This window comes from Niveibacterium sp. 24ML (genome assembly GCF_026586805.1).
In the GTDB taxonomy this organism is placed as follows: domain Bacteria; phylum Pseudomonadota; class Gammaproteobacteria; order Burkholderiales; family Rhodocyclaceae; genus Niveibacterium.
The window spans coordinates 39272-55097 of record NZ_JAPFHA010000017.1; the positions used below are offsets into that span (position 1 = coordinate 39272).

General features: G+C 63.1%; 14 protein-coding genes. 4 read left to right on the plus strand and 10 right to left on the minus strand.

Annotated features, from left to right (window positions below; genetic code table 11):
* Position 1: 1 nt before the first annotated feature.
* From OPU71_RS14465 to OPU71_RS14475, 3 genes are read left to right on the plus strand one after another with little or no spacing between them, the layout of a single operon-like run.
* Positions 2-577, plus strand: coding sequence for a DUF4390 domain-containing protein (locus tag OPU71_RS14465; protein WP_267728720.1), 576 nt, complete (start codon positions 2-4; stop codon positions 575-577).
* On the plus strand, positions 574-2688 hold the full coding sequence (locus OPU71_RS14470; protein ID WP_267728721.1) for a sensor histidine kinase: 2115 nt from the start codon (positions 574-576) through the stop codon (positions 2686-2688). The genes OPU71_RS14465 and OPU71_RS14470 overlap by 4 nt, the downstream gene beginning before the upstream one ends.
* 14 nt (positions 2689-2702) lie before the next feature.
* Entirely contained in the window at positions 2703-3947 is a 1245-nt protein-coding gene (locus OPU71_RS14475) for a sigma-54-dependent transcriptional regulator (protein WP_267728722.1), read from the plus strand.
* Between the two features lie 61 nt (positions 3948-4008).
* Here the strand turns inward: OPU71_RS14475 and OPU71_RS14480 are convergent, their stop codons facing one another.
* The 6 genes from OPU71_RS14480 to OPU71_RS14505 all read right to left on the minus strand — a co-directional run bounded on the left by OPU71_RS14480 (position 4009) and on the right by OPU71_RS14505 (position 10842).
* Entirely contained in the window at positions 4009-4746 is a 738-nt protein-coding gene (locus OPU71_RS14480) for an ABC transporter ATP-binding protein (protein ID WP_267728723.1), read from the minus strand.
* On the minus strand, positions 4733-5509 hold the full coding sequence (locus tag OPU71_RS14485) for an ABC transporter ATP-binding protein (protein WP_267728724.1): 777 nt from the start codon (positions 5507-5509) through the stop codon (positions 4733-4735). The genes OPU71_RS14480 and OPU71_RS14485 overlap by 14 nt, the downstream gene beginning before the upstream one ends.
* Complete coding sequence (locus tag OPU71_RS14490) at positions 5493-6611, minus strand: ABC transporter permease subunit (protein ID WP_267728725.1); 1119 nt, start codon at positions 6609-6611, stop codon at positions 5493-5495. The genes OPU71_RS14485 and OPU71_RS14490 overlap by 17 nt, the downstream gene beginning before the upstream one ends.
* Positions 6612-6624: 13 nt before the next feature.
* A complete protein-coding gene (locus OPU71_RS14495) occupies positions 6625-7557 on the minus strand; it encodes a branched-chain amino acid ABC transporter permease (RefSeq protein ID WP_267728726.1) in 933 nt (310 codons plus the stop codon).
* A 138-nt stretch (positions 7558-7695) separates the two neighbouring features.
* A complete protein-coding gene (locus tag OPU71_RS14500) occupies positions 7696-8811 on the minus strand; it encodes a branched-chain amino acid ABC transporter substrate-binding protein (RefSeq protein ID WP_267728727.1) in 1116 nt (371 codons plus the stop codon).
* A 732-nt stretch (positions 8812-9543) separates the two neighbouring features.
* Positions 9544-10842, minus strand: a complete 1299-nt coding sequence (locus OPU71_RS14505) for a D-amino acid dehydrogenase (protein ID WP_267728728.1) — start codon at positions 10840-10842, stop codon at positions 9544-9546.
* Positions 10843-10974: 132 nt separating this feature from the next.
* Here OPU71_RS14505 and OPU71_RS14510 point away from each other — a divergent pair, with 132 nt between their 5' ends.
* Complete coding sequence (locus OPU71_RS14510) at positions 10975-11439, plus strand: Lrp/AsnC ligand binding domain-containing protein (protein WP_267728729.1); 465 nt, start codon at positions 10975-10977, stop codon at positions 11437-11439.
* A 9-nt stretch (positions 11440-11448) separates the two neighbouring features.
* On the opposite strand, the gene OPU71_RS14515 is transcribed toward OPU71_RS14510, so the two are convergent.
* From OPU71_RS14515 to atpG, 4 genes are all read right to left on the minus strand, one after another.
* A complete protein-coding gene (locus OPU71_RS14515) occupies positions 11449-12846 on the minus strand; it encodes an MATE family efflux transporter (RefSeq protein WP_267728730.1) in 1398 nt (465 codons plus the stop codon).
* Between the two features lie 181 nt (positions 12847-13027).
* Positions 13028-13453, minus strand: coding sequence for a F0F1 ATP synthase subunit epsilon (locus tag OPU71_RS14520; protein ID WP_267728731.1), 426 nt, complete (start codon positions 13451-13453; stop codon positions 13028-13030).
* 60 nt (positions 13454-13513) lie between these two features.
* Positions 13514-14917: a F0F1 ATP synthase subunit beta gene (gene atpD / locus OPU71_RS14525; RefSeq protein WP_267728732.1), complete on the minus strand. Its 1404-nt coding sequence runs from the start codon at positions 14915-14917 to the stop codon at positions 13514-13516.
* A gap of 25 nt (positions 14918-14942) precedes the next feature.
* Positions 14943-15812 carry a F0F1 ATP synthase subunit gamma gene (gene atpG, locus OPU71_RS14530; RefSeq protein WP_267728733.1) on the minus strand — a complete coding sequence of 290 codons (870 nt, stop codon included), beginning with the start codon at positions 15810-15812 and terminating at the stop codon, positions 14943-14945.
* Positions 15813-15826 lie beyond the last annotated feature (14 nt).

The window sequence follows — 15826 nt, forward strand, 5'->3', positions numbered from 1 at the left end:
TTTGGCACCACTGCATCGCCTGCTCTGCACGGTTTTGCTGGTACTCGCCTTTGGCAGCGCGGGCGCGGCGGATCAGAACGTTGCATCGATTCGCTACGCCGAGCTGCTGCCGGCCGAAGACCAGTACGTCCTGAACGCCGACATCACGCTCGATCTCAATCCGCGCCTGGACGAAATCGTGCTGCGCGGGATTCCGCTGCACTTCGTGGCCGAGTGCATCCTGACCCGCTCGCGCTGGTACTGGCTCGACGAAACCATCGTCGAGCGTCGCACCCCCTACCGCCTGACCTATCACGCGCTGACGCAGAAGTACCGGCTCGCAATCGGGACGCTGGGGCAGAACTTCGACTCGCTCGATGAGGCGCTGCGCACCATGACGCGCATCCGCAACTGGGGCATCGTTGATCGCACCCGCCTGCGCGGCGGCGAGTCCTACAACGTGGCGGTGCGCTTCCGGCTCGACACCGAACAGTTGCCCAAACCCTTTCAAGTGACCGCGATCGGTTCAAGCGACTGGAAGCTCGAAACCGACTGGTCGCGCTGGACCTTCCTCGCAATCGCCGCCGAGCGCCGATGAGATCAGTCGTTGCCGCCGTTTCCGCGATTGCGGGAATCACGCTGTTCCTGCTCGCCGCCGCGAGCTCGAAGTCGTCCGTCCTGATCCAGAACTACCCCTTGCTGCTGGCACTCAACGGCACGGTCGCGGCCGTGCTGCTAGGGCTGGTGATCTTTCAGGTCCGTACGCTCTGGATCGAATACCGCGAGCACCAGTTCGGCTCCCGCCTCAAGGTCAAGCTGCTGGGCCTGTTTGCGGTGATGGCACTGGTGCCCGGGGTGGTAATCTACGGCGTATCGATGCAGTTCGCCACCCGATCGATCGAGTCCTGGTTCGATGTCAAGGTCGATGCGGCGCTCGATTCAGGCATCGAACTCGGCAGAAACGCGCTTGACTACCTTCTCGACCAGCTCGCCGAGCGCACGCTGGACAGCGCCGAAGCCCTCGCCGAGTCCAGTGCGGTGAGCATCTCGGCCGGCCGCCTTGAACGCCTGCGGGAAGAGGCCGGGGCCGACACCGCAAGCTTGCTCGCCAGCAACGGCCGCATCGTCCTTTCAAGCGTCGCGAGCGGCAGCCTGCTGAGCCCCGGCGCACATTCCACCGCCACGCTGCGCCTGGCGCGCGGCGCGCGCGGTTTGCGCACGGTCGACGGCGAAGGCAGCGGTGAATTGTGGCTGCGCGTGATCGTGCCGGTGCCGGCGCGCAAGCTTGCGGTGAACATCGAGTTCCTCGAAATGACCCAGCGCGTGCCATCGAAGATTGTCAGGACGATGGAGAACATCCAGAACGGCAGCCGCGATTACCAGGAGCTGCTGCTGGGCCGCGAGGGCCTGATTCGCATCTACAGCCTCACGCTCACCTTGACCCTGTTGCTGGCACTGTTCGCCGCCGTGGCGGCGGCTTTCGAGATTGCGCGTTCCTTGTCGGCGCCGCTTTCCATTCTTGCCGAGGGCACCCAGGCGGTGGCCTCGGGCGACTTCAGCCCGCGCCAAGCCTTGCCAGGCCGCGACGAGCTGGGTGTGCTGACTCAAAGCTTCAACCGCATGACCCGCCAGTTGCAGGACGCACGCGCCCAGGCCGAGCGCAACCGTGCGGAAGTGGAGGCGGCGCGCGTGTACCTCGAAAGCGTGCTGGGCAACCTTTCAGCCGGTGTGCTGGCATTTGCCGACAACGGCCGCCTGCGTGCGGCCAACCGCGGGGCGATGCAGATCCTGGGTGACGATCTAGCCGGTTTCGAAAGTCTGACGCTGGACACCTGGCCCCGTCACCATGTGTTCCGCGACGCCGCGTTGCGCGGTTTTGAAGCGAACGATGCGGACTGGTCGGGCGAGATCGAGATCACCCGCGAAGACGGCCGCCAGCAGACCCTGCTGCTGCGTGGCTCACGCCTGCCGCCGGGCAGCGCCGGCGGCTTCGTGGTGGTGTTCGACGATGTGACCGAACTGATTTCGGCGCAGCGTAATGCCGCCTGGGCCGAAGTGGCCCGGCGCCTGGCACACGAGATCAAGAACCCGCTCACGCCGATCCAGCTCTCGGCCGAGCGGTTGCAGCACAAGCTTTCGGCAAAGCTCGATCCGGATTCGCAGGCCATGCTCGCGCGCAGCACACAGACCATCGTGAATCAGGTCGAAGCCATGAAGAACATGGTCAACGATTTCCGCGACTACGCGCGCATGCCCCCCTCCAAGCTTGCACCGCTCGATCTGAACGAACTGATCCGCGAAGTACTGGGCCTGTATGAAAGCTCGCGAGTCAAGGTCACGCACGAGCTCGCGGCCGATCTGCCGCGGGTGCTGGGCGACGCCAGCCAGTTGCGGCAGATCATCCACAACCTGCTCACCAACGCCGAAGACGCGCTCGCCGACGAAGCCGCACCAAGCGTGACCTTGCTCACCCGCCGCGATGGCCGCAAGGTCTTGTTTGCCGTGCGCGACAATGGCCCCGGCTTTCCACCCGCGATGCTGGCGCGCGCCTTTGAACCCTATGTCACCAGCAAGGCACGCGGCTCCGGCCTTGGCTTGGCCATCGTGAAAAAGATCGCCGACGAGCATCGCGGCGAGATTTCGATTCAGAACATTGATCCACATGGGGCCGAAGTGCGCCTTCGGCTTCCGCTCGCAATCTCCGTCTGATACCGTTGCAGGCTATGGCAAAGATTCTGGTCGTCGACGACGAAGTCGGCATTCGCGAACTGCTCTCTGAAATCCTCTCGGACGAAGGCTACGACATCGTGCTCGCCGAGAACGCCGCAGCTGCGCGCAGCGCACGCCTGTCGGCCCGCCCCGATGTCGTCTTGCTCGACATCTGGATGCCGGACACCGATGGCGTCACCCTGCTCAAGGAATGGGCCGCCAACGATCTGCTGACGATGCCGGTGATCATGATGTCCGGCCATGGCACCATCGATACGGCCGTCGAGGCCGTGCGCTTGGGCGCGATGGATTTCCTCGAGAAGCCGATCGCCCTGCAAAAGCTCCTTTCCGCCGTGCGCCGCGGCCTTCAACGCCAGCCCACGGTGCGGCCACGCGCAGCGCTCTCGCTGGCATCCTTTCCGCGATCAGGCCCGCTCAAGGAACTGCGTCGTCGGCTTGAACAGATCACAGAGAAGTCGCGCGTCCTCACCTTGCGCGTCGGCAGTGGCAGCATCATCGAACTGTGCGCGCGCACGCTGCAGAAACCCGGCGCAAGCTGGTTCGATCTGGCGACGCTGACGCAACCGATCGACCTCTCGGCGCTTGAAAGCGCGCGGGGTGGCGTCTTGTTTGTCGAAGACCTCGGCGCGCTTTCGCGTGCGCAGCAAAAGAACTTGGGCTTCGCACTTGAACGCCTGGACAAATATGAACTGCATGCGGTGGTTGGCGCCAGTTGCGGCAGCGAAGAGCTGGCCGCCGACGGATGGGATCCGCTGACGCTCAAGCGTTTGTTCGAAGTCACGCTCGCACCGCCGTCGCTGGCCGAACTCAAGGACGAGATCCCGGAGCTGGCGAATCAGGCGCTGGTGCAGCTCTCGGAATCCGGCGAGGTGCCGGCACGCCGCTTTGCCACGGCTGCGCTGAACGTGCTGCGCAACAAAGCCTGGCCGGGCGGTTTCAACGAGCTGCGGGCCGCGGTGCGCTCACTCGCGCTGGGCACCCTGGAAGACGAAATCGGCGCTGAGGACGTCCAACGCCTGCTTGGCCGCTCGCCCACTGCGGCCGCCTCTGCGCTGCCGCTGGATCTGCCGCTGCGCGAAGCGCGCGAGAGTTTCGAGAGGATGTACTTCGAATACCACCTGCAGCTTGAAAGCGGGAACATCACCCGGTTGGCCGAGAAGACCGGCCTGGAGCGCACTCACCTCTATCGCAAGCTCAAGCAGTTGGGGATTCCGCTCGGGCGCCGCAACGAGCTGTGATGGTTCTCTGCGCAAAAAGAAAGCCGCCCTTGGGCGGCTTTCTTTTTTTGGTCGGCGCAGCTCAGGCAATCTCGCCCAGATAGGCCTCGCGCACCTTGGGGTCGTGCAGGAGCTCCTGCCCACTGCCTGAAATCGTGATCTTGCCGCCATCCATCACATAAGCGCGGTTGGAGTAGCCCAGCGCCAGGTTGGCGTTCTGCTCCACCAGCAGCACCGTCACGCCCTGCTTCATCACGGTGTGGATCACTTCGAAAATCTTCTCGACGATAAGCGGCGCTAGCCCCATCGAAGGCTCGTCAAGCAACAGCAGTTTCGGGCGCGACAGCAAGGCGCGGCCAATCGCCACCATCTGCTGCTCACCGCCAGAAAGCGTGCCGGCCACCTGTTGCAGCCGTTCTTTCACGCGCGGCAGGAGTTCGTAAACGCGCTGCATGTCGGCTTCGATTTCAGCCTTGTCCTTGCGCGTGTAGGCGCCCATCCGCAGGTTTTCTTCGACGGTGAGGCGGGTGAAGATGCCGCGGCCCTCGGGGACCAGCGCAATGCCCGCACGCAAACGCTTGTGCGCCGGCAGGCCGGCAATCGAATCTCCGCCATAGCTCATGCTGCCGCCGGACAACTGCAGCGTGCCCGCGATGGCATTGAGCGTGGTGGTCTTGCCCGCGCCGTTGGCACCGATCAGTGAGACCAGCTCGCCCGCGAACAGGTCCAGATCAACACCCTTGACCGCCTGGATCTGCCCGTAGGCCACCTGAGCGCCGCGCAACTGCAGAATTGGCGATGCCGGATTAGTGTGCGGCATGGTGCGCCCCTCCAAGGTAGGCTTCGATCACCGCAGGATTGCGCTGCACTTCAGCCGGCACGTCTTCGGCGATCTTCTTGCCGAAATCGAGCACCGCGACGCGGTCGCAGAGGCCCATCACCAGCTTTACGTCGTGCTCGATCAGCAGAACGGTTGTGCCGTCGCTGCGAATGGTTTCGATCAGGGTCCGCAACTGGCTGGTTTCGGTGGCGTTCATGCCCGCCGCCGGCTCGTCGAGCGCCAGCAGGCGCGGTTCCGTCGCCAGCGCGCGCGCAATCTCAAGACGGCGCTGGTCGCCATACGAAAGATTGCGCGACAGCGTCCGCGCATGTCGTTCGATGCCCACATACTTGAGCAGTTCGTAGGCGCGCTCGGTGGTGAGCTTTTCTTCCTCACGCGTGTGACGCGTCTGCAGCAGTACACCGAGCAGGCCAGTCTTGGTGCGGATGAAATGCCCGGCCATGACGTTTTCGAGTGCCGTCATTTCGCGGAAGAGGCGGATGTTCTGGAAGGTGCGCGCGATGCCGCGGTTCACGATGCGATCGGGCTTGCCCAGCGGCAGCTCCGAGCCGTTGAAGACGAACTCGCCGTCCTCGGGCGTGTAAGCGCCGGTGAGCACGTTGAAGAAGGTGGTCTTGCCGGCGCCGTTCGGGCCGATCAGGCCATACACCTCGCCCTTGTTGATCGTCAGCGAGACTTCGGTGAGCGCACGCAAGCCACCGAAGCGCTTGCCGATGCCACGCGCCTCAAGCAGCTTGATCATGGCGTGCCTCCTTGTCACCAAGCAGGTCAGCGCGCGAGTAGCGCGACTGGGCCGGGATCAGGCCGGCCGGCTTCATCAGCATCATCAGGATCATGGCCAGCGAAAGCAGCAGCATGCGGAGGACTTCAGGATCGAGGTAGACCTTGCCGAAGAGCGCCTGCTGGATCGGCAGCGCAATGTGGCGCAGCACTTCAGGCAGGAAGGACAAGGCCAGCGCACCGACGATCACACCGGCCAGATTGCCCATGCCACCAAAGACGATCATCGTGAGGATCGCGATCGACTCCATCAGCGTGAAACTCTCCGGGCTGACGAAACCCTGGAAGGCACCGAACAGGCCGCCCGCGACGCCGCCAAAGGTTGCGCCCATCGCAAAGGCAAGCAGCTTGAGGTTGCGCGTGTTGATGCCGATCGCCTTGGCGGCCAGTTCGTCATCGCGGATCGCGGCCCACGCCCGCCCGATGCGCGACACCTGCAGGCGTTTGACCAGAATCACCGCGAGCACGACGAAGGCGAGGAAGACGTAGTAGTACAGGAACAGGCTGGAGATCTTGAAATCATCGGTCACCTGCAGGCCGCGGTTGAGCTCCAGCCCCACCAGCGGGATGGTCATGCCGTCGATCTGGTCGATCCCCTGCGGGCCGTTGGTGATATTGACCGGGTGGGTCAGGTTGTTCATGAAGATGCGGATGATCTCGCCAAAACCGAGTGTCACGATCGCCAGGTAGTCACCGCGCAATCGCAGGGTCGGGAAGCCCAGCGCGATGCCGGCCAGGGCCGCAAAGGCCGCGCCCACAGGCAGCACCACATAAAACGGCAGATGCAGCCCGAAATGCGGTGAAGCAAGGAAGGCCCAGGTGTAGGCCCCCACGGCATAGAAAGCGATGTAACCCAGATCGAGCAGACCGGCGAAGCCGACCACCAGGTTCAGGCCAATCGCCAGCAGGATGTAGAGCAGGGCAAAGTCGAGAATCCGCACCCAGGTGTTGCCGAACAGGCCCGCGAACAGCGGCGCGGTCAGCACCAGGACGACCAGCGTGATCAACGCGGCCTTGGGGTTGCGCGAGCCGAGGAAGGGGATCGCTTGAGAGATGTTGTTCATGGTCGTCGATGCCTCAGGCGCGGTCCGCAACCCGCTCGCCGAGCAGGCCGGTGGGGCGGAAGATCAGCACGATGCCGAGGATCAGGAAGGCGAAGATGTCCTGATAGCTTGAGTTGAGCCAGCCGCCCGTCCAGGTTTCGATATAGCCGGCCCCGATGGCTTCGACCAAGCCGAGCACGATGCCACCGACCATGGCGCCGGCAAGGTTGCCGATACCGCCCAGCACCGCCGCGGTGAAGGCCTTGAGCCCCGGCAGGAAGCCCATCGAATAGTGCGCCACGCCGTAGTTGGAGGCGATCATCACACCGGCCACCGCCGCGAGGGCCGAACCGATGATGAAGGTGAGCGCGATGATGCGGTTGGTGTCCACGCCCATCAGGCTGGCGACGCGGTGGTTTTCGGCCGTCGCCCGCATCGCGCGGCCCATGTTGGTGCGCGTCACGAGAATCACGAGGCCGATCATCATGGCGGCCGACACGCCGACGGTAGTCATTTGCACCGGCGTCATGAACACGCCCGCGACGATCTCGATCGGCGCGGTCTGAATCAGTTGCGGGAAGCTGTGGTAGTTGCGGCCCCAGATGATCATGGCCAGCGTCTGCAACAGGAAGGAGACGCCAATTGCGGTGATCAGCGGTGCGAGCCGCGGCGCATTGCGCAGGCGCCGGTAGGCGGTGCGCTCGATCGTGTAGCCCACTGCCATGCACACCGGCATCGCCACCAGCAGCCCCATCACGAAGTACGCAATCGGATGCAGGTCGGGCAGCACGGACTGGAAGAAGGTGATCGCCGACAGCGCGACCAGCGCGCCGACCATCAGCACTTCGCCATGGGCGAAATTGATCAGGCCAAGAATGCCGTAGACCATCGTGTAGCCGAGCGCGACGACGGCATACACACTGCCGACGACCAGCCCGTTCACGATTTGTTGAAGCAGCGTTTGCATCACGATAGGAATCCTCGCGGAAGGGGCGATCGGCCCCCGTTCAGGAAAGGCTTGCGCCCGTCTGGGTCGCAAGCCTCAAACCCCTTGCGGGGTCAATCCGCGTGCAGCGCGCGCCGGCCGGCGCGCGCCTTGAGCAGATCAGTTCTTCAGCGCCTTCCAGGCACCGTTCTCGAACTGATAGACCGTCACGGAACCGGCCTTGATGTCGCCCTTGTCGTCGAACGCAACCACACCGGTCACGCCCTTGAAGTTGCTGCTCTTGAGCGCAGCCAGGTACTTCGCAGGATCGGACGAGTTAGCCTTCTTCATTGCCTCGATGATCGCCGCAGCAGCGTCGTAGGCGTAAGGCGCGTAGATCTGCACGTCGGCGCCGAACTTCTTCTTGAAGCGCTCCTTGAAGTCCTTGCCGCCCGGCATCTGGTCAAGCGGCAAACCAGCCTGGGTGCAGTAGGTGTTGGCGTTGATTGCATCGCCTGCGAGCTTGATGATCTCGCCGGTGCAGCCGCCGTCGCCGGTGATCCACTTGGCGTTGATACCCAGTTGCTTGAGCTGCTTGAGCATCGGGCCGCCCTGGGCGTCCATGCCGGAGTAGACGATGACGTCCGGGTTCGTGGCTTTGATCTTGGTGAGGATCGCCATGAAGTCGGTGGCCTGGTTGTTCGTGAATTCACGTGCAACCACCTGTCCACCACCGGCCTTCACGCCCTTGTCCACTTCATCGGCGAGACCCTGACCGTAAGCGGTGCGGTCATCAATGATCGCAACCTTCTTGCCCAGTTTCTGTGCCGAGTACTTGCCGATCACCGCGCCTTGCTGCACGTCGTTGGCGATCGTGCGGAAGACCGCTTTGTAGCCCTGCTGCGTGAGCTTCGGGTTGGTGGCCGACGGGGTGATCACCGGAATGCCGGCCTGATCGTAAATCCGCGAAGCCGGGATCGTGGTGCCCGAGTTCAAGTGACCCACCACACCCTTGACGCCGGCATCCACCAGGCGCTGCGCCACCGTGGTGCCAGTCTTCGGGTCAGCCGCATCGTCTTCGCCGATCAGCTCGAACTTGACCGCCTTGCCACCGATCTTGATGCCCTTGGCGTTGTATTCCTCAACGGCGAGCTTGGCGCCGTTTTCGTTGTCCTTACCGAGGTGGGCAATGTTGCCGGTCAGCGGGCCGACGTGGCCAATCTTGATCACTTCTTGTGCCTGGGCGGCAGAGATGCCGAGGCCGAGCAATGCGAGGGCAATTACGGTCTGCTTCATGAGTGCGTTCTCCTGTTGAGACAACGATCTGGATTGAGCGTGAAACACAAACGGGTACGTCTGCACGTATTCGTAGCAAGGGGCTGCGCATACGGCGGACACATTCCGGAACAAGCCGGAGGGCCTTACGTATCCGTGCGACGCAATGGTACTCAAAGCGGCAAGGCGCCGGGCATTATGCCCCACGGTGGCGCACGGCATGGCTCGGAATCTACGTATTCCGGCTCCCCCTGGTGTGTTTCGCAAACACCATGCCAAGGCAGTCTGCAAGCCGCGCGAAAGATGCGCTGGATCAATTGGCAGCGCGCTTCGGCAGCTGCTCGAGCGGCGCTGAATGGAATTCGGATAGCGATCGTCGGTCCCTCACACAGGAGACGGGCGATGCGATGTCGTGAAAGTAACTCCCAGGCACTGATCGGGTGCCATCGCGCCAGGGCGTGGTTCACGAGGCACGCCGACAGGCGCCAGCCGCTGCGGACTCAGGGTCTGTCGGCTGTTTCGAAGAAGACCTTGGGGATCACGGCGCAACCCGCGGCGTAATGCATCCTCCCGCCGAGGGGGAAAGATACTGCGGGGTCGCAGTGCCGCAGATCCGGGGCGCGCACCTCGCCTGACATGCCGAGGCGGCGGGCGCGGGCGCCCTCAAGCGCCCACGGCGATCAATGTGCTACCGCGCAAGGCAAGGCCGTCGCGCCCTCCAGCATGGGGCATGCGCATCGGCCAAGCGGCGGCTCAGGCGCTGACCGCACCCGGCTTGAGTTGCCAGCCGCTGGCCCCGCCCTGGTAGCGGGCAAGCGACAGGTCGTCGCAGCGGATAGCCGGCGTGCGGCCCAGCACCAGATCGGCAAGCACATGGCCCGAACCGCAAGCCATCGTCCAACCCAAGGTGCCGTGGCCCGTGTTGATGAAGAGATTGCTCAGCGCAGTGCCACCAACAATGGGCGTGCCGTCCGGCGTCATCGGGCGCAGGCCGGTCCAGAACTCCGCCTTGGGAAGATCGCCGCCGCCCGGAAAGAGATCATGGGTGACCATCTCCAGGGTTGCACGGCGGCGCGGATTCAGGCGCAGATCGAAACCGGCCAACTCAGCCATACCGCCTACACGAATGCGTTGGTCAAAACGGGTGATCGCGATCTTGTAGGTTTCGTCGAGCACCGTTGATGTCGGCGCACACTCGGCGTCCAACAGAGGCGCCGTAAGTGAGTAACCCTTGACCGGATAGACCGGCAGATCAAGGCCCAGCGCCTTGGCCAAACCCCGCGAGTAGCTGCCGGCCGCCAGCACGTAGCGATCTGCGCTGAGCCGCTCGCCCCCGACTTGCACGGCCTCGATTCGCCCACCGTGTGCCTCGATGCCGTCGAGCGTTTCGCCGAGGCGGAAACGCACGCCAAGGCGTTCCGCCTCGGCAGCAAGGGCCATGGTGAAGCGTTGGCAGTCACCGGTTTCGTCCTTGGGCAGACGCAGGCCGCCGCTCAGACGATGAGCCGCCTTCGCCAGCGCCGGTTCGACCCGCGCGAGTTCCGACGCAGCGAGCAACTCGTGCGCAACCCCCAGTTCGCGCAGCACGGCCACGTCGCGCTCTGCGGCATCAAGCTGTGCCTGGGAACGGAAGAGCTGCAAGGTGCCGCGGGTGCGCGCCTCGTAGCTGATTCCGATCTCGTCGCGCATGTCGCGCAGACAATCGCGCGAGTATTCCGCCAGCCGCATCATCCGCGACTTGTTTTCCGCGTAGCGGGAAGATGTGCAGTTGGCCAGCATCTGCAGCATCCAACGCAGCTGGAACAGGCTGCCGTCGGGCCGGATGGCGAGCGGCGCGTGCTTCTGGAACAACCACTTCATTGCCTTGAACGGGATGCCAGGCGCCGCCCAGGGCGTGGAGTAGCCCGGCGAAACCTGGCCAGCATTGGCAAAGCTCGTTTCGAGTGCTACGCCGGGCTGACGATCGATCACCGTGACCTCGGCGCCACCGCGGGCAAGGTAGTAGGCGGTCGTCACGCCGATGACACCACCACCCAGAACTAGTACTTTCATAGCCCGTCTCGCAGGAAGTTCGTTGATGGCGAAAGTCTATTGAGGCTGGACCAGTGCTTTTCACCTGCTTTTTGGTGCATTAGAGTGGATTCAACGCGCCATACCGGCGCATTGCCCAGGGCTTCCAGCAAAATGCGCCAACTCGATAAAACCGACCGGAAAATCCTCGACCTGCTGCAGCAAGACGGGCGGATGACGATGACCGAACTGGCCGAGAAGGTGGGCCTTTCAACAACGCCGGTTGCCGAGCGGGTCAAGCGGCTCGAACGCGAGAAAGTCATCACCGGCTACCACGCGCGGATCGACCCCCATGCGCTCGGCTTCAACCTGTTGGTATTCGTCGAGATCCGCCTCGCGTCCAAATCTGGCGAACTGTTCGACGAGGTTAAACGCGCATTGGCCTGGATGCCCGAGGTCATGGAGTGCCACCTTGTGTCGGGCGATTACGACTACCTGATCAAGGCGCGCATCACCGAGATGGCCGACTACCGCCGGCTTCTGGGCCACGTGCTCAATCGCTTGCCCGCCGCAGCAGAATCCCGCAGCTATGTGGTGATGGAAGAGGTCAAGGAGACGCTTTACCTGCCGACACTGTAGGCAGGTGCTTCAAGTCGCCTCGACCGGCTCTGCGTAGCAGGGTTGCTGGGCAAGGATGCGGCGGCGCGTGGCGCGCGCATGCGATACCCAGGCAAGGCAGCGCCAGCGGATATACATCGCGATGCCTCGCACCCACTCGTCGGCAGCCATCGCCAGCCAGATCCCGAGCAAACCCCATCCCGCACTGACGCCAAGCAGCCAGGCCAGGCCGACGGCAACGCCAAACATCGAGAAGACACCGAATGCCACCGGGAACTTTGCATCGCCGGTGGCGCGAAGCGCGTTGATGACGACCAGATTGAATGAGCGGCCGGGTTCGAGCAGAACCAGCACCCAAAGTAGCTGGCTGCCGACCTGAACGATCGTCGGGTCGTCCGAGAAGAAGCCGAAGATCGCCTTGCCGGACACGGCGGCAATCAGTGCAACGCAGGTCGAGACACCCAGCCCCCAGGCGAGCGCCTTCTTGACGACCCGATTGGCGTCATGGAGATCGCCCGCCCCGATCTGGTGCCCGACAACGATCTCGGTGCCGAAGCCTATCGCCAGTCCGGTCAGCAGGATGAAGTAGCTCACTTGCAGCATGTAGGTGTGGGTGGCGAGTTCGGTCGCGCCCATCGCCGCAACGAAGCTCAGCACCCAGGTGAAGGCCACGCGGTAGGCAATGTTCTCCCCGGCGCCGGGCAATCCGATGTGCGCCATTTCAGCCAAGGCCCCGCGTCGCAGGGTCCACCAGTCGCGGCCCGCAGGCGTGATCGCCAAGCGCTTTCGCCAAAGCACCAGATGCCAGACAAGCGAAGCGATGCGGGCGAGCAGGTAGCCCACGCCGATGCCGACCAGCCCCAGCTTCGGGATCGGGCCAAAGCCAAACATCAAGGGCAAGCCCGCCAGGAGCGACATGGCGTACATCAGCAACATCAACATCAGGGTGTCGCGCGTGAAGGTGTAGGCGCGCAGGACCGATGACATCGTCGCAATCAACGCATCCACGGCCAGGACGACACCCAGGATCACCAGATAAGGCTGTGCCTCGGGCCGCAACGCTTCCGGTAATTTCATCAAACTGAGCAGCGGACCCGCACCGAATGCCACCAGCGCTGCCGAAGCAATGCCCAGCCAGAGCGCGGCCGCAAGGCTCGCGCGAGCGATCCGCTCCGCGCCAGCACGATCATTCGCGCCAAGGTACTGGGTGATCACCACGCTTGCGCCCACCCCGACAAGCCGGAACAGGATGATGAAGAAGGCCATGATCTGGTTGGATAGCCCGAAGGCCGCCGCGGTGTCGTCAGAGATGCGAGCCGTCAGCCAGACAAACAGAAGGCCAATCGATGCATGGAGCAGATGCTCAGAGAAGATCGGCCAGGTGATGGCGAAAAGTCGCGGACGCGGCGGGGTGAGGTGCGTACTCATTACTGCGCTTCCTTGAAAACGTTTGCCCTTTGGTCGGGCGAGGTGCCATCAGCAAAGTATGCGGCCCTCCGGCGCCGCCGACACGGTGGAATTTCGGGGGTGGAGCGCAAAAGCGCAAGACAGAAACGACTCAGGGCAGCTTGCGCTGCCCTGAGTCGGGTATTGCCAATTCCTACGGCGCTTAGTGACCGCGCTTCTTCATCCGCTCGATCATCGCCAGCTGCGCTGCCGCTTCGGCGAGTTCCGCCTGTGCGCGTGCGTAGTCAAGCTTGGAGCCCTGGTTCGCCATGGCCTCCTCGGCCTGACGCTTGGCGTCCATCGCCTTGGCTTCATCGAGGTCACGCCCGCGAATTGCCGTGTCAGCCAGAACGGTGATCAGTCCGGGTTGAACTTCGAGCACGCCGCCCGCAACGAAAACCAGCTCATCCTGCTCCTGATTCGGCAGCTTGAGCCGGACCGCGCCGGGGCGGATGCGAGTCAGCAGCGGTGTGTGACCGGGCAGAATGCCCAATTCGCCAGCTTCACCCGGAAGCGAAACCGACTCAGCCAGGCCCGAGAAGATCTGCTCTTCGGTACTGACCACGTCGACATGAACCGTCATTGCCATTTGCGTATCTCCGCTCGAGAGGCAACGCGCGACCTCGGGCCGCGCGTCACAGATCTCGCATTACTGCAGGGTCTTGGCTTTCTCGAAGGCCTCTTCGATGCCGCCAACCATGTAGAACGCCTGTTCCGGCAGCGCATCACACTCGCCGCTGACGATCATCTTGAAGCCCTTGATCGTCTCCTTGAGGGTGACGTACTTGCCCGGCGAGCCGGTAAACACTTCAGCAACGTGGAAGGGCTGCGACAGGAAGCGCTGGATCTTGCGAGCACGCGCAACCTGAAGCTTGTCTTCTGGAGCCAGTTCATCCATACCAAGAATCGCGATGATGTCGCGCAATTCCTTGTACTTCTGGAGCGTCGCCTGCACTGCACGGGCGGTGTTGTAGTGTTCTTCGCCCACGACCAGCGGATCAAGCTGGCGCGAAGTCGAATCGAGCGGATCAACCGCCGGGTAGATACCCAGCGCGGCGATGTCGCGCGACAACACGACGGTGGAGTCAAGGTGCAAGAAGGTCGTTGCCGGCGACGGGTCGGTCAAGTCATCCGCAGGCACATACACGGCCTGGATCGAGGTGATCGAACCCACCTTGGTCGAGGTGATCCGCTCCTGCAGGCGGCCCATTTCTTCCGCCAGCGTCGGCTGATAGCCCACAGCAGAAGGCATACGGCCGAGCAGCGCGGACACTTCGGTACCGGCCAGCGTGAAGCGGTAGATGTTGTCGATGAACAACAGGATGTCGCGGCCTTCATCGCGGAACTTCTCGGCCATCGTCAGGCCGGTCAGTGCAACGCGCAGACGGTTACCCGGCGGCTCGTTCATCTGGCCGAACACCATCGCGACCTTGTCGAGAACGTTCGACTCTTTCATCTCGTGATAGAAGTCGTTGCCCTCGCGGGTACGCTCACCAACACCAGCGAACACCGAAAGACCCGAGTGCTGCTTCGCGATGTTGTTGATCAGCTCCATCATGTTCACGGTCTTGCCGACACCGGCGCCACCGAACAAGCCAACCTTGCCGCCCTTTGCGAACGGGCAGATCAAGTCAATCACCTTGATACCCGTTTCGAGCAGCTCAACCGACGGCGACAGCTCGTCGAACTTCGGCGCAGCCGCGTGGATCACGCGACGCTCGTCGCCTGCGATCGGACCCGCTTCGTCGATCGGACGGCCCAGGACGTCCATGATGCGACCCAAGGTGCCGTGGCCGACCGGCACTGCAATCGCAGTCCCCAGACCGTTGATCTTCATCCCACGACGCAGGCCGTCAGACGAACCCATGGCGATGGTGCGGACAACGCCATCACCGAGTTGCTGCTGCACTTCCAGGGTCAGGCCGGACTCGACCAGACCGTTGTCTTCTGAAGCGTCCAGCTGGAGCGCCTCGAAGACCTTGGGCATCTGGTCACGCGGGAACTGAACGTCCACCACCGCGCCGATGCACTGAACAATGGTTCCTTGACTCATCGTCTTTCCCCAATCATTAAAACCGTTACACCGCCGCTGCGCCGCCGACGATCTCAGAGATCTCGCGCGTAATCGCTGCCTGACGAGTCTTGTTGTAGACGAGCTGCAATTGCTTGATCACGTTGCCGGCATTGTCCGACGCAGCTTTCATCGCCACCATCCGTGCGCTCTGCTCGGACGCCATGTTCTCGGCAACTGTCTGATAGACCGCCGCCTCGACCAGACGGAGCATCACCTCGTCAATCACCGCTTGCGCATCCGGCTCGTAGATGTAGTCCCACGAGCTGTCAGGCGTGCCCATGCTCTCACCGGTCAGTGGGAGCAATTGCACCACGCGCGGTTCCTGCTTCATGGTGTTCACAAAGCGATTGAAGCCGATGTACACCGCTTCGACCTGACCTGACAGGTACGCGTCGATCATCACCTTGACGGGGCCGATGAGGCGCTCCAGATGCGGCGCGTCGCCCACCTGCGTAACGTGGGAGATGACCTTCGCACCCATGCGCTGCATGAAGCCCAAGCCGCGATTCCCGATACAGGTCACACGGATGTCCTTAACGCCGCCCTCTTCCCATTCCTTCAGACGGTTGAGCACCATCCGGAAGAGGTTGGTGTTCAGACCGCCGCAAAGACCCTTGTCGGTAGAGATGAGGATGAGCCCCGCCTTCGTCGGGTTCTCAACCTTCGCCAGGAACGGATGCCGATAGTCAGTGACGTTGGCAAGCGCAAGATTGGCGGCAAGCCGACCGATCTTCTGGGCGTAAGGGCGACCCGAACGCATGCGCTCCTGTGCGCGACGCATCTTGGAGGCCGAAACCATCTCCATGGCCTTGGTGATCTTGCGCGTGTTCTGCACGCTCTTGATCTTGTTACGGATTTCCTTTCCGCCCGCCATGTCGTTCTCCGTCC